Below are 20624 nucleotides of genomic sequence, written 5' to 3' on the forward strand. Positions count from 1 at the left end.
CTCCCTCGTGTTCCCTCGGGCATCGTTTGCCCCCAAACTGGCCGCTTCCTGCGGCCACTCGTCCGTGCGTCTAGAAGCACGGGCAATTCCTGACTTCACCTCTCCGCGGACTGCTCGATCGTCCGCCAGCGGGCGAGATCGACCGCGTCATCGAGGATGGCGCGCACGGCCGCGCCATTGGCGAGCGGCTTCAGCGGTTCGGTGCCGTCGGCGTGGCGCCTGAGCGCGGCGAGCGCCTCGTGCATCGCAGCAGTCGCGCGAAAGATGAGGCTCGCCGGAAACGAGATTTGGGTAAAGCCCATGGTGCCGAGATCGGCGGGGCTGAGCCAGGGCGTGTCGCCGCCCTCGAACATGGCGGCCGAGAGATAGGCGCCCTTGAAGGCGGCGCCGACCTTCCGGTAATCCGCCTCGGTCTTCAGTCCGGCGATGAAGATGCCGTCCGCGCCGAGCGCGAGAAACCGCTCGGCTCGCCGCATGGCGGCATCGAGCCCGAGCGGGCCATAGGCATCCGTGCGGCCGATAATGAAGGTTTCCGGATCCTGACGCACGCTCAAGGCGGTGCGGAGCTTGGCCTCGATCACCGCCTCGTCCGCCACGGCAGCGGCCTTGTCGGCGCGTTGCTGCTTGTGGTCGCGGCTCTGATCTTCGAGCAGGAGCCCGCGGACGCCGATCGCCTCATAGGCGACGATCGTGCGAGCGACGCTCTTTACGTCGCCATAGCCGTCGTCGGCGTCGCAGACGAAGGGGAGCGTCGAGGCCGCCGCGATGTCGCGAATGCCCTCGACCATATCCGTCAGCCCGATCAGGCCGATGTCGGGATAGGCATGGCGGGCGGCGAGCAGGGCCGAGCCGCCGATGCCGAAAGCCTTGAAGCCCGCCTGTTGGATCAGCCGGGCGGAGAGCGCATCATGGGCAAGCGGGGTGACGAGCGGCGTCTCCCGCGCCAGCGCCTCGCGGATGGTCAGACGCCTCACGGAGTCTGTTCTCCCGCCATGGCCTGGTAGAGCCAGCCGCGGCCGGCCTTGGCGGCCGCATAATAGGCCTCGATCTCGGCTCCGTGACGCAATGTGGTGTCGATCTCGTCGTCGCCGCGCATCAGCGCCTCGGCGCGGGTGGCGGGCACGCGGAAGGTGTAAGTTTGCCCGCCCGGTGCGGTAACGCTGCGCGCCGCGAGATCGACCTTGGCGATCGGCTCCATCGGGTAAGCCGCGACGGCGGCGGCAAGTGCCGAGAGCGTCTCGGCATCGATCAGACCGGCCAGCAGGCCGTTGCGGAAGGCATTCTCATAAAAGATGTCGGCGAAGCTCGGCGCCAGCACGCAGCGGATGCCGAATTGCTGGAGCGCCCAGACGGCTGCTTCGCGCGACGAGCCGCAGCCGAAATTCTCGTCCGCCAGCAGAATGCGCGCGGCGCGGAAGGGCGGTCGGTTGAGCACGAAATCCGGGCGCTCGCGGCCGGCATCGTTATAGCGATGGCCACCGAAGAGGCCCTTGCCGAGGTCGGCCTTCGCCGAGCGCAGATAGGCGGACGGAATGATCGCGTCCGTATTGACGTTGCTGAGCGGCATCACCGCCATCACGCCTTTGACGCAGGTGAAGGGCTCTCTCATAAACTGACCTTCCGGACATCGGTGATATGGCCGGCGAGCGCCGCGGCCGCGACCATCGCGGGGCTCGCGAGATGGGTGCGGCTGCGCGGGCCCTGTCGGTTCTCGAAATTGCGGTTGCTGGTCGCGACGCAGCGCAGGCCCGGGTCGACCACATCTTCGTTGATGCTGACGCACATGGAGCAGCCGGCGTCGCGCCATTCGAAGCCGGCGTCGCGGAAGATGTGGTGGAGACCTTTGTCTTCTGCCGCACGTTTCACGGACATGGAGCCGGGCACGACAAGCCCCCGGACATTGGGCGAAACCCTCCGGCCACGCACGACCGCGGCTGCCGCTTCGAGATCGGCAAGGCGCGAATTGGTGCAGGAGCCGATGAAGGCGATGTCGATCGGAATGCCGTCGAGCGGCGTTCCCGGCGGGATCCCCATGTAGCGAATGGCCTCGGCGGCGAGCTCGCGGCGCTTCACATCGGCGAAGGAGGCCGGATCGGGCACATGGCCGTCGATGCCGATGACGTCCTGCGGCGTCGTCCCCCAGGTCACCTGCGGCACGATCTTGTCGCAATCGATGATGACGTCGCGATCGAAGACGGCGTCCGGCTCGGTCGCGAGCGTCCGCCAATAGGCGAGCGCCCGGTCGAAATCCGGTCCGGTGGGTGCGTATTCACGACCGCGCACATAGGCGAAAGTCGTCTCGTCGGGGGCGACCAGGCCGAGCCGGGCGCCGAGCTCGATCGACATGTTGCAGAGCGTCAGCCGGGCTTCTGCCGCCAGCGCCCGCACCGCCGGCCCAGCATATTCGACGGCCGCGCCGCGACCGGCGGCGATGCCGAACTGGCCGATCGTGCGCAGGATCATGTCCTTGGCGGTCACGCCGGGCCCGAGCCTGCCCTCATAGGAGATGCGCATGGTCTGCGGCCGGGCGAGCGCCAGCGTCTGGGTGGCGAGCACATGCTCCACCTCGCTCGTGCCGACGCCGATGCCGAGCGCGCCGAGCCCGCCGACCGTGGAGGTATGGCTGTCGCCGCAGGCGAGCACCGAACCGGGCAGGGCAAGGCCGAGCTCAGGCGCGATCACATGCACGATGCCCTGGCGCGGATCGTCGACGCCGAAATGGCGGATCCGGCTCTGGTAGGCATTCGCCCGCATCAGCGAGAGAAGCTCGCGTCCGCCCGGATTGGTGTTTTCATCGCGGCCGGGGGCCGTCGAGATGATGTGATCCTGGGTGGCGACGGTCAGCTCGGGATGGCGCACGCTGCGTCCGGCTTTGCGCAAGCCGTCGAAGGCCGCGGCGCTCGTCGTCTCCTGGAGCACGTGCCGGTCGACGAAGATAAGGTCGCGGCCGTCATCGAGCTGCCGGATGAGATGGGCGGTCCAGATCTTCTCGAAGACCGTTTTCGGACCGGCGGAGCCTTGTTCGGTCGTCACGTCAGCCTCGCAAGACTGCGGCCGCAGGGCGGCATCGGCGCGCAATCAGAGTGGCAGCTGACATGACTTTTCCTCCCGGCCGAACATAAGTGTCCGGTCCTTTAAAGACTTGGCTCCGCCCGGTATTCGCGCCATGATGCGCCCGTTTGGAGTGATTGTAAGGTGACGCTACCCCCTCCATACGGGGCCGTATAGCCACAATTTGCTCTCGTGCTCTAAGGAAAAGTCATAGCAGATGACACGCCGGCTCCCCCCGCTGAACGCGCTCCGCGCCTTTGAGGCAACCGCTCGCAACGGCAGCCTGACGCGCGCCGCGCAGGAACTGTCGGTGACCCAGGGTGCGGTCAGCCGCCATCTGCACCAGCTGGAGAGCTGGCTCGGCACCACTTTGTGCCTGCGCCTGCGACGTGGAATCGAGACGACGCCCGAGGGCAAGGCCATGGCCTCGGTGCTGCGCGAGGCCTTTGACCAGATCGAGGCGCAGGCACGCCGGATCCAGGAGAAGCCGGGAGACAACAAGCTGCGCATCAAGCTGCCGCCGACCTTCGCCATTCGCTGGTTCGTGCCGCGGCTCGCGCGCTTTCATGCGCTCAACCGGCATGTGGATGTGCAGATCACCACCTCGCATCAGGAGGTGGATTTCGACCGGGAGGAGATCGACGTCTGCATCTATTCGGGATCGGCGCCGCTGCCGGGGCTTTATTGTCGGCGGCTGTTCGGGGAAATCCTGTTGCCGGTCTGCAGCCCCGGCCTGTTCCGCAATTCCCCGGCCTTGGCCGAGCCGGCGGATCTTACCCGCTATGTCCTGCTCTGCTCGATGCATAGGCCGGATGACTGGCCGGCCTGGCTGCGCGCCGCCGACGTCACCACTGTGGACGGCAACAGCGGCCTCAAATTCGAGAATTCGGCCCTCGCCTATCAGGCGGCGACCGACGAGCTCGGTATCGTCATGGCGCAGCGCGCCTTTGTGGAAGACGACCTGCGTGCCGGGCGCCTCATCGCACCCTTCCGGCTCAGGGTTCCGACGGAAGGCGCCTACTACCTGGTCTATCCGCGTACGCGGCGCGCGGCGCCGCTGATCCGCACCTTCGAGAATTGGATGGTGCAGCAGGCGGCGGAACTGGAGGAGGCGGCCGGTGAGCCCACCGACCCGGAGAAGGAAATGCGGGGTGTGTGATCGGTCATCCCGGGGCCGAGCGAAGCGAGGAGCCCGGGATCCAGAAACGATGTCGTATGAAAGTATTCGCGCCGTCCTGCCTCATCCGTTGTCCCGCATCGGTTCTGGATTCCGGGCGCGTTGCTGCACAACGCCCCGGGATGACCATCGCTCTACACCGATGAGTTTAAGCACGTATCAGCTAGTCCTGGAGGGCTTTCAAACCGACAAGGTCACCGTGATCTCGCCGTAGCCAGCGAATTTGGCCGAGACCACGTCGCCGGCCTTGGCATATTGCAGGCCGCTATAAGCGCCCGTGGTGATAATCGTGCCGCGCGGCAGGAGGTCCGGACGGCCGGGCGCCTGGATGAAGGCGAGCGCCGGCAGGCGCGGATCGCCGGCCGCATTGCCGCCGACCGTATCGGAGAGGAGCGTGTCCCCTGCCCGGAAGGTGATCGCGAGCTTCACCAGATCGTGTGAAGCGGCATCCGCCCACGGCTCGCCATAGACGAGCCCGCCGTTCGACATGAAGTCGGCTGCGCGATCGAGCAGGGGCGTGTCCGTGTAGCTCGTGAAGCGCGTATCCACCACCTCGATGGCCGGCAGGACGCTGACACGCCGGTCGAAGTCGGCGAGCGTTATACTCCGGTCGGCGGCGGTGAAGTCGTCCTCGAGCCGGTAAGCGATCTCCGCCTCGACCCCGAGCAACGGTACCTCGGTGGCGGCAAAGACGGCCGGGGCCGGCTTGAGGCGGGACCTCAGCACAGCACCCCACATCACCTCGGCGGGATCGGAGCCGGCAACCTTGTAACCGGCGACGGAATCGCGGAGCACACGAACGGTCGCCACCTGAATGGCGGCCGCATCGGCGAAGGTCGCGGGGCGGACGTCGTCGGGAAGCGCCGCGAGCGGACGCCCTTGCCGGCGTGCATCCGCCAGAAGATTCGCCGCCGTCATGATTGCGGTAGGTTGCACGGCAATGCTCCGATCAATAGGGCAGGGCGGTCGGGCGCGCCATGAGCTCCCGCATTCCGGCCAGAAGAACCTGATTGATCCAGGCGATCTTCATGAAATCCTCCCGGATCGGCTTGCCGGCCGCGCGGATGCGGTTGGCGGCCGCCTCCACCTGCCGGGCGACCTCCTTATGGCTCGGCTCGCCGGGAAAGCCCAGGGCCTGCGCAAGATCATTGAGGCCGAAGCTCAGATAATCCACACCCGGCAGGGCGGCGATCTTGTCGGCAGCTTCGAGCCCCGCCACGCTCTCGATCATGATGCCGACCGAGACGTCGTTGTTGCAGTCGACGAGGTGCTTGGGCAGATCGTCGATGGCCGTGAAGAAGGGGCGGCCGCCGCCGAAGGAGCGGTTGCCGGTCGGCGAGAAATAGATCGCGTCGAGCGCCTCCTCGGCGTCGGCCACCGAGTTCACATGCGGCACGACAATACCGCGCACGCCACGGTCGAGAAAGCGCGTGATGGTCGGCGCGGTGCGGTCCGGCACGCGGGCGATCGGCACGAGGTCGTGGCGCTCCGCGGCGAGGCAGGCGGTTTCGATGTCCTTGAAATCGAAGGTGCCGTGCTCGCCGTCGAGATAGATGAAATCGAGCCCGAGCGAGGCGAGCACCTCGATCACCGGCGGAGCGGCGAAGGTGAGATGGCAGCCCTTTATGGTTTCGCGGCTCGCAGCGGCCCGTTTGACCGCGTTCGGACTCAATCTCAGCGTCTTGTAATTCATGTCGAGGGCCCTTGAGGCGTTGGAATGAGGGTTTCAGGCGCCGTCCGTCAGCGGCCGAAGCGGCGGCTTTCCGTCGAGAAAGGCGAGCACGTTCTCGACGGACTGTCGGTAGAAGACGGCGAAATTCTCCTGGACGCAGTAGCCGAGATGCGGCGAGAGCACCGTGTTGGGCGCGCGGCGCAGCGGATGGTCCGCCGGCAACGGCTCGCGGTTATAGACGTCGAGCGCCGCGATGATCCTGCCGGCATTCAACGCATCGAGAAGCGCCGTCTCCTCGATGAGCGGACCGCGTGAGGTATTGACGATGATCGTGCCGGGGCGCATCAGCCCCAGCTCGCGCGCACCGATGATGCCGATCGTGGTCGGCGCCAGCACCATATGCAGGCTGACCACGTCGGCTCTTGCGAGAAGGTCATCCTTGGCGGCCCACTGGGCGCCGCCGGCCTCGGCCCGCTCGGGCGTGAGATTAGGGCTCCAGGCAAGCACGGACATGCCGAGCGCCCGGCCGTAGCTTGCCATGAAGGAACCGAGACGCCCGAGCCCGACGAGCCCGAGCGTCCGGCCGCGCAGGGTGAAGCCCGGCGCGATGCCCTCCTGGAAGCGGCCGGCCCGAATCGAGGCATCGCCGGCCGCGATCCGCCGTGCGGCGGCCAGCATGAGGGCGAGCGCGAGCTCCGCGGTCGCAGAGCCGTCCTCACCCGCCTCGGTGCGCGTCACGACGATGCCGCGCGCCGCGAGCGCCTTCAGATCGACGGACTTGTTGCGCGCACCCGTGACGCTCAGCATCTTGAGCTTCGGCAATCGGGCGATCAGGCTGGCAGGGAAGGGGGTGCGCTCGCGCATCGACATGATGACGTCGAAGTCTTCGAGCCGAGCCTCCGCCGCGTCCTCGTCGGCGACGGCATCCTCGAAGAAGCGGATCTCGGCGCGGGCACTGAGCCCCGACCAGTCGGCGCTCGTCTTGGCCACGCCCTGCCAGTCGTCCAATACGGCGATTTTCATCCTCATGCCTTTTCTGCCGGGTCGCGGCTCAGCTCAGGGCCGCGATGCCCTGGGCCAGGAGGTCCTTGCCGATCGGTTCTTCGAACTGCTGATAGACCGGCTTCGTCGCGTCGACGAAGAGCTTGCGGTGCTCGGGCGTGATGTCGTTGACGGCCATCAGCGTCTTGAGCTTCTCCAGCGCGGCGATCGTCGCCTCCGGCTGGACCTTCCATTCCCAGTCCATGGAGGTCTTCATGGCCGCGTTGAGAATTTCCTGCTGCTCCTTGCTCAGGCCGTCCCACAGGCCCTTGTTCATCGAGACGAGGAAGAAGTCCGTGACATGGGCGGTCAGCGACACATATTTCGAGACTTCGTAGAGCTTCACGTCGAGCAGATCGCGCAGCGGATATTCGAGGCCGTCGACCACCTTCTGCTGCATCGCGAGATAGATTTCGGCAGAATCGAGCGCGACGGGATTGGCGCCGAGCGCGCGGAAGGCCGCGAGATAGACCTGGCTGGAGATGACGCGGATCTTGAGGCCGGCGACATCCGCCGGCGTGTGAATCGGGCGGATGTTATTGACCATGTGCCGCGCGCCCATGAGCCAGGTGCCGAGGATCTTGAAGCCGGCCGCTTCGGCGAGGTCGTTGATATGGCCGCCGAAGGGCGTGTCGAGCGAGGCCCTGAGCTTGTCGGGCGAGGACACCAGGAAGGGCAGGGTGAACACGTCCATCTGCCGAATGAAATTGGAGTACCAGGCAGGCGTCGCATTGGTGAAGGCGAGGCTCCCGAGCTGAACGGAGGTCAGCATCTCCTTGATGCTGCCGAGCTGGGAATTCGGGAAAGTCTCGATCTTGAGCTTGCCCGACGACAGCTTCGCCACCTCGTCGGCGAAGATCATCATGGCCTGATGATAATTGGAGCCCGTCGGCTGGGGATTGCCGAAGCGCAGCGTCCGCGCGCGCTGGGCGATCGCCGGCGAGGCGATGGCCGCAGCCCCCGCCGCGAGCGACAGCTTCAGGAATGTCCGGCGGCTGCCGGCCGAATGCGATGTGTTCATGATGTCCTCCCTGGATATTGGTTGGCGTTCTCTAGCCATGGCGTCAGCGCATCCCGAAGAGCGTGGGCAGCCATGTCGTGATCTGCGGGAATAGGATGACGACGACGAGCCCGAGGATGAGAAAGATGTTGTAGTAGTAGGACGACCGCATGGCCTTGTTCACGGGCGCTTCGCCGATGGTGCACGCAATGTAGAAGCCGATGCCGACCGGCGGCATCATCACGCCGATGCCGGTCGCCATGATGATCAGAATGCCGAACTGCAGCGGATCGACGCCGAGCTTCTCGGCGAGCGGCAGCAGGATGGGAGCGGCGATCAGGATGGCGGGAAAGCCTTCCAGGACGAAGCCGATGACGATGAGCGCCGCGACGCTCAGGAACAGGAAGACCGTCGGATGGGCAGTGCCTGCGAAGGCATTGGCCAAGGTCACGCCGAGCCCGTCGATAACGATCGCCTGGACCAGGAGATTGGCCATGCCGACCATCAGCAAGACCATGCCGGAGACGAGCGAAGCCTCGCGCAATGCGAGCCAACAGCTCGACAGTTTCACCGAGCGATAGAAGAAGAGTGCGGCGAGGAAACCGTAGACGACCGCGAAGGAGGAGGACTCGGTCGGCGAGGCGACGCCGCCGACGAGCCCGCCGATGACGATGACCGGAACCCCGAGGGCCGGCAGGGCCGGCGGCACGCTGAGCAGCGCGCGCTTCAGGCTGAAGGGCGGCCCCTTCTGCCAGTTGCCCTTGCGGCTGCGCAGCACGACGGCGATGATGAGCGCAATGGCGAGAATGGCAGCCGGCAGGAAGCCCGCGATGAACAGCGCGCCGACCGAGAGGCTGGTCACTGAGCCGAGGATCAGCATGGCGACCGATGGCGGGACCGTCTCCGCCATGGCGGCGGAGGCCGCGAGCACCGCGACGAATTCGGTGGAGGGATAGCCGCGCTCGCGCATCGGCGCCTTCATCACCGAGCCGACGGTGGCGATATCGGCCGCCTTCGAGCCGCTGACGCCGGAAAAGACGTAAGTTGCGAGCACCTCGGCGATGAGCAGGCCGCCCTTCCAATGACCGACCCATTCCTGGACCATGTCGATCAGCTTGCGGGCCATGCCGGTGACGTCCATCAGCGAGCCGGCCGCCATGAAGAAGGGAATGGCGAGAAGGACGAAGCTGCTGATGCCGTATTGATAGGCGGCCGGGATGGCGACGAGCGGCGCATCTCCCGTCATCACCATGAAGAGCGCGCCGCCCGAGGCGAGGATGATCGGGATCGGCGTGCCGGAGATGAAGCCGAAAACGAGAAAGCCGAAGATGGGCAGGAAGGGATCGATCTCGATGGCGCCCGAGTAATAGCCGCTGCGCAAGAGAAGAACGAGAACGCCGAGGGCTGCCGTAATGACGAGCGCGATGGCGAGCGCCTTGGCGGTGATGCCGGCGAGCTTCTCGAGCGTATAGATGATCATCAGCACGAGCCCGACGCCGAGCCAGATCGCGACGCTGCCCATATTGAGTTCGAGAACGGGCAGAACCTGACGCGTCTGGGCAGCGAAGAAGGCGGGATAGACCGAGAGCGACAGCAGACAGAGCAGGATGACATTGAGGAGGCCGCAGCCCCGCAGCACGTCCCGCTTCAGGCCGGACATCTGGTCGATGAGTGCCGTATAGGCCATCCCCGTCGTCCGCCGCAGGAAAGCGGGTGCGCCGAGAAAGGTGACGATCGACATGAGCAGGGTGGAGACATCTGCGGCCCAAGGCAGGTCCTGGCTGACCACGTAGCGGAGCAGCGTGCTCGCGAAGGTCACGAGGATATTGACGAGAACGGCGAGGATGACGACGGTCTCGACCGCGGTGGCGAGCGCATCGAGCGGACGCCGCAGGCGATGGCGCGGCACGTCGAGGCCTGCCGTCTCCATGGGCGGCAGGTCGATGCCGGCTTCGGCCGTGGCGCCGACCGTGCTCATCGTGAAGCTCCGGGCGTGTGTTCGAGGAAGAAGTCGCGCGTGCGCTCGACGGCGGCATCGCGATGGTCGGGACCCTTCCAGGGCGACAGCACCTCGGCGCCGGTCAGGCGTGCGATATCCGCGGAGACCGTGACCGGATGCATGGTGTCGTCACCCGGCATCAACAGGGACGGCACATTGCAGCGTCCGGCGAAGTCGCGCGTGACGCTGAAGATGAAATCGCCGGCGAACATGCGCTCCCCCGCGGCCTTCAGCAGCGCAGGGTCCACATCCGGCCGCTGACCGACCTTGTCAGCCCATTGCGCGACCTCCTCGTCGACCGCCGCGCGGTTGGTATCGGAGAGGCCGATCGGGTTTTGCAGAACCTGCGCCGAGACGGTGCCGGGTGCTGCCTCCTCCAGCGCGAAGGCGAAGGAAACGCCGATGCAGCCGCCCATGACATGGCAGCGGCTGACGCCGAGATGACGCAGGAGAGCCAGATGATCCGCCGTATAGGAATGCCAGTCGTAGTCCGGCCCGATCTCCGCCCAGGACTGGCCGGCATTGCGGACGTCGAAGGCGATGACCGTGAAATGCGGCTCCAGCACCGGGATCGGATCACGCCAGGCCTGCGGCAGGCCGGGCTTCGAGGGATTGCTCCGCCAGCGCTCGATGCGCGAGCTCAAGAAGCCCGGCGCAAAGAGAAGAACGGGATAGCCCTTGCCCGACACTTCATAATAGAGCTCGCCTTTATCGATCGGCAGCAAAGCCATCGAGCATCCTCCAAACGGTAACTTACGCGTGTTGACTTGCGCCTGTGACGTGTTCAGTGGCCTAGCGGCCGTTCATTGCTTCAGATTGCGGTCCCAGAGGTCGAACAGGACCTCCCAGGCCTTCTCGGACGCAACCGCGTCGTAGTCGGGCCGCGCGGCGAAGCAGAAGCCGTGGTGGGACTTGGCATAGGTTTCGATGGTGTATTTCGTGCCGGCCTTGTCGAGCGCGGCGCGCAGATCCGGCACGACGTTCTCCGGCACGGCCGGATCGACCTCGGCGAAGCCGAAATAGAGCTCGCCCTGGACCTTATCGACCAGGAGATGAGGGGAATCGTCGCGATCGGTGACGATGTCCACACCATAGAGCGAGGCAGCCGCCTTCATGCGCGGGAACTGGGCGGCGATGGTCGTCACGAAGGAGCCGCTCATGCAATGGCCGACGCAGCCCAGCGGACCGGGCTTCACCTGGCTCTGGGCGTCGAGGAAGGCGATCATGCCGCGCGTGTCCTCCGCCACCATCTGATTGGTGAGGCTGTTCATGGCGCCGCGGATGACCACCGACATGGCAGGGTCGCGCCGCGCCACGTCGAAGCGCAGGGTGCCGAGCCGGTAGTAGAGATCCGGCAGCATGCAGTAATAGCCGTGGTTGGCGATGCGCCGGGCCATGTCGCGCAGTTCTTCGCGGAAGCCGGGCGCATCCATATAAAGAATGACCGCCGGATAGCTGCCGTTTTCATCCGGACAGGCAACGAAAGCGTGCTGCCGGCCGTATTTCGTCGTAACCAGGACGTCTTTCTCGTACATGGCCTAGCCTCAATGCTGCATAAGAAGTGCGACGACGGCACGGCGCGCCGTCGTCGTCTGGCGTGGTTTCGTTCGTGTCAGGTGCGCGCCGCCTGCGCCATCTTCACGAGCTCGGGACGGAACAGATCGGGGAAGTCCGTCACGACCTTGGAGCAGGCGACCCGGAAGGACTCCACGTCCGGCGTGGCATTCACTTCCATGCCGTTCGCCTTGAGAAAGGCAAGCGTCTCCTGCTCGTCCTTCTGCGTGTAGGCTCGCAAATACTTTGTCGCCTCATCGGCAGCTTCGTTGAAAGCGCGCTGTTCGTCGGGGTTGAGCCCGTCGTAAGCCGCGGGATTGACGATTGCGTAAGAGGTCGTCAGCACGTGGTCGGTCTTCGAGATGTGTTTCTGCACCTCGTAGAGTTTGTTGGATCTCACGACCGGCAGCGGCGTCTCCTGCCCGTCGGCGACGCCCTGGCTCAGCGCGAGATAGAGCTCGCTGAGGTCGATGGTGACGATCGAGGCGCCGAGCGCCTGCATCATCGCTACATAGGATTTCGAATCCGGCACGCGCATCTTCAGGCTCGCCAAATCCTTGGCGGTGTTGATGGGGTGCTTGTTGTTGGTCATCGAGCGCGAGCCGAGGTCGTGCCAGCCGGCCACACGAAAGCCCTTCTCGAGCGCCCGGCGCTTGAGCTCGGTGCCGAGTTCGCCGTCGAGCGCCGCATAGCACTGCGCGCGATCGCGGAACAGGAACGGCGCGTCGGTCACCGAAAAGTCGGGCACCCAGTTCATCAGCGCGACGCCGACACCGCCCATTTCGAGAGAGCCGAGGCGTACCGCCTGGGCGATGTCGCGCTCGGTGCCCATCTGGGCATTCGGATAGATCGTGACCTCGACGGCACCGGACGTTTTCTTCTCGATGGCCGCCTTGAACTGCTCGCCCCAGATGTGCCAGCCGTGGGTGGTCGGCGTGGAATGCGCATAGCGAAGGCGCTTGACGCGCGAGCGCCGCTGCGCGAGCGCCGGCGCGGCGATGAGCCCGGCAGCCGCTCCGGCGCCGAGGCGGATGATGTCGCGGCGGCTCTGCGTCAGCCCGATGATGGGGCGATCGTCGATCTTTGTCATTCTATCCTCCCAATAGGCCCGCTTGGCGGGTCATCCCTTCATGTTGAAAGCAGTCGGCAGCGCCGTGGTGATCCAGGGCACCGAGGCGACGAGCAGAAGCGCGACGCACATCACGACGAGGTACCAGGTGAGCGGGCGCATGGCCTTTTCCACCTGTGTGCGGCAGATCGTGCAGGAGACGTAGAGGGCGATGCCGATGGGCGGCAGGATGCCGCCGATGCCGAAGGCCTCGACCATGACGATGCCGTATTGCAGCGGATCGATGCCGAAATGCAGGGCGACCGGCAGCAGCAGCGGGCCGAGGATCACGATGGTGACCAGGCTTTCGAGCAGCGCGCCCATGAGGATCGTCAGGACGATGACTGTCGGCAGGAAGAGCGACGGCCCGAGATCGCCGACCGCATCGGCAATCGCCTGCGGAACGCCTTCGAGCGACAGCGCCCAGGAAAAGACGGTCGAGCCGGCGAGGGTGAAGAAGATCATGCCGCTCAGGATCGAGCTCTCGCTGAGCACCGACCACATGTCGCGCAGCTTGATCTTGCGATAGAGAATGCCGAGCACGATGCCGTAGACCACGGCGAAGGTGGAGACCTCCGTCGGTGTGCCCACGCCGCCGACGATGCCGCCGACGAGGACCACCGGCATGAGGAGCGGCAGGATAGCCGCCTTGCCGCTTGAGCGGACGATGCTGAGAGGGGCCCGCTCGCTCCGTTCCCAGCCGGAGATGCGGGCGCGGACATAGACAAGCAGCATCAGGCTGGCGGCGAGCGTCGCCGCCGGCAGGAAGCCCGCCAGGAACAAGGCCCCCGTCGAGACGGATGTGACCGAGCCGAGCACCAGCACGGCAATGCTCGGCGGAATGGCCTCGCCCATGGCGGCGGAGGCGGCGAGCAGGGCCGCGCATTCGGGCTTCGAATAGCCGCGCTTGTTGAGCAGCCGGTTCATCGGGATGCCGATGGTCGCCATGTCGGCAGCCTTCGAGCCGGAGATGCCCGAGGAGATATACATGCCGACGATCATGACCTGCAGCATGCCGCCGCGCAGATGGCCCATGAGGGAAGCCAGGAAGTCGACGATCTTCGCCCCGATCCCGGCGCGGTCCATGATGAAGCCGGCCAGAATGAAGAAGGGCAGCGCCAGAAAGATGAAGCCGCCGGCGCCCCGCTGGGCGTTCATCGCGACCGCCGCCATCGGCGCAGCATCGGTGACGACGATCGCGCCGAGACCCACCGAGGCGAGCACGAAGCCGATCGGCACGCCGATGACGAGGAGGCCGACGAAGAGGGCGAGCAGATAGATATAGTACCAGGAGGTGTCGATCCAGGCCGCGTCCTTGCTCAGGAGGATCGCCGCCAGCAGCGCCGCGACCACGACTGCCGCGCTAATCGACGCCGAACGGGGCACCCGCCACAGCGCGATCAAGGCGAAGATGACGAAGAGCGCAGCGCCGAGTGTCATCGGCACGGTCAGCCAGATCATGTCGAGGCCGAGCATCGTGGTCTTGGCCCCGGCATTCATCTGGATGAGCGGGATCGAGAATACGCCGATCACGAGCGCATTGACGATGGTGATCCACTCACTGGCCGCGGTGAGAAAGTTCTTCACCTTCTCCGGCATGTTGTCGACCACGATTTTGATCGACATGAAATCGCCGCGGCGATAGGCGATCGCACCGCCGAGAAAGGCGACGACAATCAGAAGAAGCTGCGAGGTCTCCTCGATGCCGAGCAGGATCGGCGTGCCGAACATCGTGCGCGCCAAAGTATTGGCGAAGACGAGGACGACCTCGAAAGCGAGCGCGATGTTGAGCAGCGCGAGCACGAGCCCGTCGAGCATTTCGAGCCAGCGCGGCAAGGCGATGGGCGCGACGGTCGGTCCGAACGCAGCCTCTTCGAGCGCGAAGTCCGGCCCTTCCTCCCTGGTCAATGTTGTGTTCATGTCCGCCTTGATGGTCGGTTGATGCGATGGTCGCCGTCAGAGGCGATGATCAGCCATAGCAGGTTGCCATTGCCAGAAAAAATCGATTGTTTGCAGCCATTGCGATAGTATGATCCTATCATGACAATCACCCTCGCTCAGATCCGCGCCTTCGAGCGCATCGCTCGCCTCGGCAGCTTTCATGCAGCGGCGCGGCATGTCGGCATCACCCAGCCGAGCATTTCCCAGCGGATCAGGGATCTCGAAGCGACGCTCGAGGTCGAGCTCTTCACGCGCAACGGACCGCGCGTGACGCTGACGGCAGAGGGGCATGCCATGCTCGAATATGCCGACCGCCTGCTGCAGACGGCCGACGACGTTGTGGTTCGCTTCAAGCGCCGCGATCCGCTGCTCGGCCTGCTGCGCATCGGCGTGAGCGAGAGCTTCGGTCTGATCTGCCTGACGGATCTGATGCGGCGGCTCGAGCGTCGCTATCCGAAGCTGAAGACCTCGGTCATCGTCGGCGATACCACCATGGTGAGCGGGCTCTTGAACGACCACCAGCTCGATTTGGCCGTGATCTCCGAGCCGGGGGTCGCCAACCACGTGCATCAGGTGCCGATCGGCCGCAATGAGCTCGCCTGGGTGGCGAGCAGCGACATGGACGTGCCGTCGGGCACGCTGACGCCGGCCGAGCTTGCGGCCTATCACCTCATCGTCAGCCCGCAAACGGCGCGGCTCTACACGACGATGACCAATTGGTTCGCCCAGGGCGGGGCCGTTCCCCAGCGGGTCAGCACCTGCAACAGCCTCTCGGTGACACTGATGATGATCCGCAGCGGCTTCGCGATCGGCCTCGTTCCCATCCGGGTCGTATCCGACGAACTGGCGCAAGGGCGCATCGTGCGCGTTCCGGTCAATCCGGCAGTCGGGGCGCATAGTGTGACGCTCTGCTACCAGATCGCGCAGTTCGGTCCCAATCTTCAGGCGATCGTCGACCTCACCAAGGAGCTGATCGCCCACCACCAGCTGTTCAAGTAAAGGCCCTGGCTTACCGATAGCTCTGCCGAGAGCCCGTCTCGGACGCGTGCTCGATCGCCTCGATCATGCGATGGCGGACGACGGCGTCGGCGAAAGTGGGCACATGCGTCGTGCCGAGCTTGATGTCGCTGCGCATCAGCGCATAGGCATGGGCCAGCGTATAGAACATGTCGGATGGGGCGGCGTCCGCGACGAGCTTGTAGCTCTCCGGCACGGGTAGGGATTCGAGGGCGCCGGTGGTGCGGCTCGTGCCCTGAATACGCAAATCGGCGTATTGCAGGCGTCCCGACGTGCTCGTGATGACGAGATCGCCCTTGCTGCCGTTGATCTCCCAGAAGAAATTGGCCGCTTGCGAGATGCCCGAGCGATAGTGGACCGCAGCCACCGCGCCGTTGTCCAGGATGCCGGTGATCGCGATCTGATCATCGATCGTCTTCGGCACCTTCTCGCCCGTGTCCGTGCGCTTGGGGAACGGATAGCGCGTCGCCAACGTGGCGGACAATCCCTTGAACTCGCCGAGGCACCAGCAAAAGCTGTCGATCGTGTGGCCGAACTGGACCGTCAGCATCGAGACGCCGTTCTTGCGGTCGAGGCCATAGACCAGCCGTGGCTCGATGGTGGCGCCCCAGGCACCGGCCGAGGCGACGAGGGTCGACGAGATGACCTCGCCGATCCGGTCCGAAGCGACGAGGTCGCGGATATAGCGAATTGCGGGGGAGGAACGCCCCTGCAGACCGACATAGGCGGGAATGACCTTGCTCTCGGCGAGCGCGGCCAAGGTTTCCGCCTCTGCACGGCCGTTGCCGAGCGGCCATTCGCAATAGACCATCTTGCCGGCTTCGAGCGCCGCCTTCACCAGCTCGAGGTGATAGGGGACGCGAACGGCCACGACGACGACATCCACTTCCGGCCGCGCGACGAGTTCCGCCGGATCGTGGAAGGCGAGCGGCACGCCATAGATCTCCGCGGCCTGCGCCGCGGATTCGGGCCGCGACGTCGCCAGAGCCCGGATCTCATAACCCGGAACGGCCTTGAGGGCGGGAACATGCGCTCTGCCGGCCCACGATCCCTCCGGGCTCAGCCCGATGATGCCGAGCCCGATGTCACTGGTCGCCATATGCACTGCCCCTGTGGATTGAAATAATCATACCGCCGGCCCGCAGAACACGCACCGACGAGAAGAGCGGGCTGCGCCCGCTGGACGGTTGTTTACCAGCGCAAGGCGGGGGAGAAAAATCGATTATTCTGGCAAGTTATGATCGGTTCTGCCGATGGCCTAGGTGTCAGCTTTTGCATTGCCCGGGGATTTAGGCCGGATGGCTGCCGTAAGTGTCGGGCGAGAGGCCGGCCGCGCGCGCGGCCTCCGACAGCGAGGCCCACACCTCGTCCGGCAGCGGAATGCCGTTGTTGGAGCGCTCAGCGCGGATGCGCGCCTCCGGCTCGCCGGGCACGAGCACTTCACCCCCGGGAGTGGCAGGACGCGCGCTCTTCACGAAGTCGATGAAGCCGCGCGTCTCAGCGCTGAAGGCCTCGGGGGAGCCGAAATGCGCAGGCGCCATATAGATCGACAGCATGCCGTTGGCGAAGCGCCGCTCGCCTGGGCCGGCACAGCCGGACCCGGTCAGCGCGCCGGCCAGGAGCTCACAGAACAGGGCAAGGCCCGAGCCCTTGTGCTCCCCGAAGGCGCGGATCGCCCCGGCGCCGTTCTTGGCCATGCGTGGCCCGCCGGTCGGCGGCCCATAGAGCGTGTCGGGGTTGCCGGAGAGGTCGCCCGCAGGGGTGATCAGGCTGTCCGGCGGGATCGGCTTGCCGCCGTTTGCCGCCACCAGCACCTTGCCTTCGGCGATGGCGGAGGTGGCGAAGTCGAGGACGATCGGCGCCTCCCCCGGAACGGGAAAGCCCGCCGCAAAAGGCGCTGTGGAAAAGCGCCGGTCGACGCCGCCGAAGGGGGCGACCAGCATGCTGCCGGCCACATTGACGAAGTGGACCGAGGCGAGCCCTGCGGCGGCCGCCATCTCCGCCCATTCGCCGATGCGCCCGAGATGGCCCGCATGCCGCAGCGCAACGATGGCGGTACCGGCGGCCTCCGCCATGCCGATGCCGAGCTCGACCGCCAGCGGGCCGACCGTCTGGCCGAAGCCGTAGCCGCCATCGACGATCGCGAGCGCGTCCGACCGGGAGATGATTTCGAGCTCGCGGTCGCGAAAGAGGTCACCCGTCCGCAAAAGATCGAGGTAGCGCGGCACCCGCACCACGCCGTGGCTGTCGTGACCGGCGAGATTGGAGCGGACGAGATAGAGCGCGATGCGCGCGCTTTCGGCCTCAGAGCAGCCCGCCGCACGGAAAATGTCGCTGATCATGTCCTGAAGGCGCGCTGCCGCGATGAGCATTCCGTTTCTCTCCCGTCACCTGTCGCGTTCGGACTTCTGTTTATCCCAAGCTCAGCCAAGAGGCCTTTGAAGAGGCCGCAATGCAAGACCGTTTGCATGCCCTAGTGGAGGACCTGCTCTGCGGCCAGCTCATCCGGACTTGGTCGCCGTTGCAGTTCGGGCACGCGTTCAGGCCGGAGACCAGCGACGCTCTTGATGAAGTAACGAGCGTGTCGGGAACTGGGAAGCGCGTCTCGCAGGGCCGGGCTCACCGCGCGTCGATGACGTCCCGCACCTTGGTGGCGAGATCGGCGAAGCTGAAAGGCTTGGTGATCAGATGCACGCCCTTGTCCAGCCGACCCTGGTGAATGATGGCGTTGCGCGCATAGCCCGTGGTGAAGAGCACCTTAATCTCCGGCCGGATCTGGCGGGCCTGCACGGCGATTTGCGCGCCCGTCATTCCGCCCGGAAGAACGACATCGGTGAACAGCAAGTCCACATGCGGCTGACGTTCCAGCAGCCGGATCGCCGAGGGGCCGTCATGGGCCTCGAGCACCCGGTAGCCGAGCTCGCGCAGGATCTCGACGGAATAGGCGCGCACATCGTCGTCGTCCTCGACGACGAGGATCGTTTCCTCCGTCTGGCCCTCGGGCAGCGGAAGGGCGTCCGCACTCTCGGCCTCCGCGCCGTCCGCGATCAGCCTGGGAAGATAGATCTTGACCGTCGTTCCCTGCCCGATCTCCGAATAGAGCTTCACATGCCCGCCGGATTGCTTGACGAAGCCGTAGACTTGGCTCAGCCCGAGGCCGGTGCCCTTGCCGACCGGCTTGGTCGTAAAGAACGGCTCGAAGGCTTGCGCTATGGTCTTCGCGTCCATGCCGGAGCCCGTGTCGGACACGGAGATCACCACATACTGGCCAGGCAGCACCTCCGCATGGGCGGCTGCATAAGCTTCGTCGATATGGGTATTGGCGGTCTCGATGGTCAGTCGCCCGCCCTCTGGCATGGCATCGCGCGCGTTGACGGCGAGATTGAGGATGGCGGCTTCCAGTTCGTGGGGGTCGACCTCGACCTGCCAGAGCCCCGCGCCGCGCACCGTCTCGACAGAAACGGTCTCGCCCAGGGTGCGATGCAGCAGCTCCGACATGCCGCTGACGAGAATATTTACGTTGGTGGCTTTCGGATCGAGCGGCTGGCGCCTGGAGAAAGCGAGCAGGCGCTGTGTCAGCGAGGCGGCGCGGCGCGCGCCGTTCATCGCATGGCTGGCGGCGCGCTGCAGCCGCCCGGAGCCGGCCGGCAGGTTGCGCTGCAGGGTCTCGAGATTGCCGATGATGATCTGCAGCAGATTGTTGAAGTCGTGCGCCACACCGCCGGTGAGCTGGCCGACAGCTTCCATCTTCTGTGACTGGCGTAGCGCCTCTTCGTTCTGACGCAGCTGTTCGGTGCGTTCCGCCACCTGCTGTTCCAGCGTCGCATTGAGCTCGCGCAGGGCCTCCTCGGCCCATTTGCGCTCCTCGATCTCCCGCTGGCTCTGCTGGGTGAGCCGGCTGTTGTCGATCGCGACCGCGGCCTCCCCGGCAAGCCCGACCAGGAGACGCTCGCAACGCTCCGTGAAAACGCCCGGCCGCGCATGGCCGAAGAACAAACCGCCCGTCACCTCGCCCGTTCGCGAGATCACCGGAACCGCCAGATAGCTGCGGACCGGCAGATGTCCTTCCGGCATGCCCTTGCGCGGGGCATTGCGGCCATAGCGCGGGTCCTTGGTGATATCGTCCGACCGGACAATGCCTTCGCCGTTGAATGTCGGCGCGAAGACATCGGTGTTCCGAGGCATCGGGAATTTTGAGAAGGCCTCCATCGGAGCACCCGAGAGGGTGTAGAGCGTATAGCGTTCGCCGGCCTGATCGAGCACATTGTAGAAGAAGGCGCCGAATTCCGCGCCGGTCAGCTCCACGCCGGCATCCGTCACGATCTGTACGAGCCGGTGGACATCGGTCTCGCTCGCCAGCGCAGAGCCGGCGCGGTTGAGAATTTCGAGCGCCCACCTCTCTTCGCGTATCGCTTCTTCGGCCTCGCGCTGCGCTGTGCGGTCCCTGAGGATCTTGACGTAACCGACGATCTCGCCCTGCCCATTGCGAATGGGCGTCATCTCGCCCGAGGCCCAGAAGCGGCTGCCGCCCTTGCGCAGGCGCCAGCCCTCTTCGCCCCCGCCGCGTCCCTTTGTCCGGGCGTCCGCCATCTCGCGGGCGATCAGGCCGCGCGCGCGATCCTCCTCTGTGAAGATGCGGTCGAGGCTTTCGCCGGTCATCTCGGCCTCGGTCCAGCCGAAAATGCGTCGCGCGCCCTCGTTCCAACTCGTTACCCGGCCCTGCGGGTCTGTGCTGATAATTGCGGTATCGGTCGCACTATTGACGATCTGGCGCCACTCCGAGCCGGAAATGGTCTGCGCGCCGCCTTCCGGCCCAGCATTGCCTTCACTCATCACAGACCTGGCCCCACCCCGAACAACGGTTCAATTACCAGCCTCGTCTCAGTCTGTCGCGTTCTGGGCTATCCGCGCTCCCTGACAGCGGCTTCCAACCCAACAAACTGGACCTAGGCTACGTAACGCCCGAGCTCGCCCTTTGTGCCGGAGCCTTGCGCAAATCACCGGATGCATGTGCTCACGGTGCATCAGTTGGCCGCTTCATCGCAAGACCCTCGGGCTGGCAGA

General features: G+C 65.6%; 17 protein-coding genes. 2 read left to right on the top strand and 15 right to left on the bottom strand.

The window, feature by feature from the left end; all coding sequences use genetic code 11:
- Positions 1-95: 95 nt before the first annotated feature.
- Genes ACFQU1_RS13100 through leuC form a run of 3 tightly spaced genes read right to left on the bottom strand, consistent with a single transcriptional unit; the run spans position 96 to position 3033 of the window.
- A complete protein-coding gene (locus ACFQU1_RS13100; protein WP_378133169.1) occupies positions 96-974 on the bottom strand; it encodes an oxaloacetate decarboxylase in 879 nt (292 codons plus the stop codon).
- Positions 971-1609 carry a 3-isopropylmalate dehydratase small subunit gene (gene leuD, locus ACFQU1_RS13105; RefSeq protein ID WP_378133171.1) on the bottom strand — a complete coding sequence of 213 codons (639 nt, stop codon included), beginning with the start codon at positions 1607-1609 and terminating at the stop codon, positions 971-973. Before leuD ends, ACFQU1_RS13100 begins: the two co-directional genes overlap by 4 nt.
- Positions 1606-3033, bottom strand: coding sequence for a 3-isopropylmalate dehydratase large subunit (gene leuC / locus ACFQU1_RS13110; protein ID WP_378133173.1), 1428 nt, complete (start codon positions 3031-3033; stop codon positions 1606-1608). Before leuC ends, leuD begins: the two co-directional genes overlap by 4 nt.
- Before the next feature lie 235 nt (positions 3034-3268).
- Between leuC and gcvA the strand changes: the two genes are divergently transcribed.
- The gene (gene gcvA, locus ACFQU1_RS13115) at positions 3269-4210 is read left to right on the top strand and encodes a transcriptional regulator GcvA (RefSeq protein ID WP_378133175.1); all 942 of its coding nucleotides are present in this window, start codon (positions 3269-3271) and stop codon (positions 4208-4210) included.
- A gap of 198 nt (positions 4211-4408) precedes the next feature.
- Here the strand turns inward: gcvA and ACFQU1_RS13120 are convergent, their stop codons facing one another.
- The 9 genes from ACFQU1_RS13120 to ACFQU1_RS13160 all read right to left on the bottom strand — a co-directional run bounded on the left by ACFQU1_RS13120 (position 4409) and on the right by ACFQU1_RS13160 (position 14522).
- The gene (locus ACFQU1_RS13120; RefSeq protein WP_378133177.1) at positions 4409-5164 is read right to left on the bottom strand and encodes a 2-keto-4-pentenoate hydratase; all 756 of its coding nucleotides are present in this window, start codon (positions 5162-5164) and stop codon (positions 4409-4411) included.
- A gap of 13 nt (positions 5165-5177) precedes the next feature.
- The gene (locus tag ACFQU1_RS13125) at positions 5178-5921 is read right to left on the bottom strand and encodes an HpcH/HpaI aldolase/citrate lyase family protein (RefSeq protein ID WP_378133178.1); all 744 of its coding nucleotides are present in this window, start codon (positions 5919-5921) and stop codon (positions 5178-5180) included.
- Positions 5922-5954: 33 nt separating this feature from the next.
- Positions 5955-6929 carry a D-2-hydroxyacid dehydrogenase family protein gene (locus ACFQU1_RS13130; protein WP_378133180.1) on the bottom strand — a complete coding sequence of 325 codons (975 nt, stop codon included), beginning with the start codon at positions 6927-6929 and terminating at the stop codon, positions 5955-5957.
- 22 nt (positions 6930-6951) lie between these two features.
- On the bottom strand, positions 6952-7962 hold the full coding sequence (locus tag ACFQU1_RS13135) for a TRAP transporter substrate-binding protein (protein ID WP_378133182.1): 1011 nt from the start codon (positions 7960-7962) through the stop codon (positions 6952-6954).
- Between the two features lie 43 nt (positions 7963-8005).
- On the bottom strand, positions 8006-9919 hold the full coding sequence (locus ACFQU1_RS13140; RefSeq protein ID WP_378133184.1) for a TRAP transporter large permease subunit: 1914 nt from the start codon (positions 9917-9919) through the stop codon (positions 8006-8008).
- A complete protein-coding gene (locus ACFQU1_RS13145; RefSeq protein WP_378133186.1) occupies positions 9916-10671 on the bottom strand; it encodes an alpha/beta fold hydrolase in 756 nt (251 codons plus the stop codon). Before ACFQU1_RS13145 ends, ACFQU1_RS13140 begins: the two co-directional genes overlap by 4 nt.
- Positions 10672-10743: 72 nt before the next feature.
- Positions 10744-11475, bottom strand: coding sequence for a dienelactone hydrolase family protein (locus ACFQU1_RS13150; RefSeq protein WP_378133188.1), 732 nt, complete (start codon positions 11473-11475; stop codon positions 10744-10746).
- 77 nt (positions 11476-11552) lie between these two features.
- Positions 11553-12584 (bottom strand): TRAP transporter substrate-binding protein, encoded by a 1032-nt coding sequence (locus ACFQU1_RS13155; protein ID WP_378133190.1) that lies wholly within the window; start codon positions 12582-12584, stop codon positions 11553-11555.
- Between the two features lie 30 nt (positions 12585-12614).
- Positions 12615-14522: a TRAP transporter large permease subunit gene (locus ACFQU1_RS13160; RefSeq protein ID WP_378133192.1), complete on the bottom strand. Its 1908-nt coding sequence runs from the start codon at positions 14520-14522 to the stop codon at positions 12615-12617.
- A 120-nt stretch (positions 14523-14642) separates the two neighbouring features.
- Here ACFQU1_RS13160 and ACFQU1_RS13165 point away from each other — a divergent pair, with 120 nt between their 5' ends.
- Positions 14643-15542 carry a LysR family transcriptional regulator gene (locus ACFQU1_RS13165; protein WP_378133194.1) on the top strand — a complete coding sequence of 300 codons (900 nt, stop codon included), beginning with the start codon at positions 14643-14645 and terminating at the stop codon, positions 15540-15542.
- A 10-nt stretch (positions 15543-15552) separates the two neighbouring features.
- Here ACFQU1_RS13165 and ACFQU1_RS13170 read toward each other — a convergent pair whose 3' ends face one another.
- The 3 genes from ACFQU1_RS13170 to ACFQU1_RS13180 form a co-directional block, all read right to left on the bottom strand.
- Positions 15553-16659 carry a Gfo/Idh/MocA family protein gene (locus ACFQU1_RS13170; RefSeq protein ID WP_378133196.1) on the bottom strand — a complete coding sequence of 369 codons (1107 nt, stop codon included), beginning with the start codon at positions 16657-16659 and terminating at the stop codon, positions 15553-15555.
- Positions 16660-16849: 190 nt separating this feature from the next.
- Entirely contained in the window at positions 16850-17932 is a 1083-nt protein-coding gene (locus ACFQU1_RS13175; RefSeq protein WP_378133198.1) for a malate/lactate/ureidoglycolate dehydrogenase, read from the bottom strand.
- A 247-nt stretch (positions 17933-18179) separates the two neighbouring features.
- Complete coding sequence (locus ACFQU1_RS13180) at positions 18180-20393, bottom strand: PAS domain S-box protein (protein ID WP_378133200.1); 2214 nt, start codon at positions 20391-20393, stop codon at positions 18180-18182.
- Between the last annotated feature and the right edge of the window lie 231 nt (positions 20394-20624).

Source organism: Chelatococcus sp. GCM10030263 (assembly GCF_042666455.1).
GTDB lineage: Bacteria > Pseudomonadota > Alphaproteobacteria > Rhizobiales > Beijerinckiaceae > Chelatococcus.

Coding starts and splice junctions, on each gene's coding strand:
- leuD (WP_378133171.1), bottom strand. CDS start 1,609: ATGAGAGAGCCCTTCACCTGCGTCAAAGGCGTGATGGCGGTGATGCCG.
- gcvA (WP_378133175.1), top strand. CDS start 3,269: ATGACACGCCGGCTCCCCCCGCTGAACGCGCTCCGCGCCTTTGAGGCA.
- ACFQU1_RS13125 (WP_378133178.1), bottom strand. CDS start 5,921: ATGAATTACAAGACGCTGAGATTGAGTCCGAACGCGGTCAAACGGGCC.
- ACFQU1_RS13130 (WP_378133180.1), bottom strand. CDS start 6,929: ATGAGGATGAAAATCGCCGTATTGGACGACTGGCAGGGCGTGGCCAAG.
- ACFQU1_RS13135 (WP_378133182.1), bottom strand. CDS start 7,962: ATGAACACATCGCATTCGGCCGGCAGCCGCCGGACATTCCTGAAGCTG.
- ACFQU1_RS13140 (WP_378133184.1), bottom strand. CDS start 9,919: ATGAGCACGGTCGGCGCCACGGCCGAAGCCGGCATCGACCTGCCGCCC.
- ACFQU1_RS13145 (WP_378133186.1), bottom strand. CDS start 10,671: ATGGCTTTGCTGCCGATCGATAAAGGCGAGCTCTATTATGAAGTGTCG.
- ACFQU1_RS13150 (WP_378133188.1), bottom strand. CDS start 11,475: ATGTACGAGAAAGACGTCCTGGTTACGACGAAATACGGCCGGCAGCAC.
- ACFQU1_RS13155 (WP_378133190.1), bottom strand. CDS start 12,584: ATGACAAAGATCGACGATCGCCCCATCATCGGGCTGACGCAGAGCCGC.
- ACFQU1_RS13160 (WP_378133192.1), bottom strand. CDS start 14,522: ATGAACACAACATTGACCAGGGAGGAAGGGCCGGACTTCGCGCTCGAA.
- ACFQU1_RS13165 (WP_378133194.1), top strand. CDS start 14,643: ATGACAATCACCCTCGCTCAGATCCGCGCCTTCGAGCGCATCGCTCGC.
- ACFQU1_RS13170 (WP_378133196.1), bottom strand. CDS start 16,659: ATGGCGACCAGTGACATCGGGCTCGGCATCATCGGGCTGAGCCCGGAG.
- ACFQU1_RS13175 (WP_378133198.1), bottom strand. CDS start 17,932: ATGCTCATCGCGGCAGCGCGCCTTCAGGACATGATCAGCGACATTTTC.
- ACFQU1_RS13180 (WP_378133200.1), bottom strand. CDS start 20,393: ATGAGTGAAGGCAATGCTGGGCCGGAAGGCGGCGCGCAGACCATTTCC.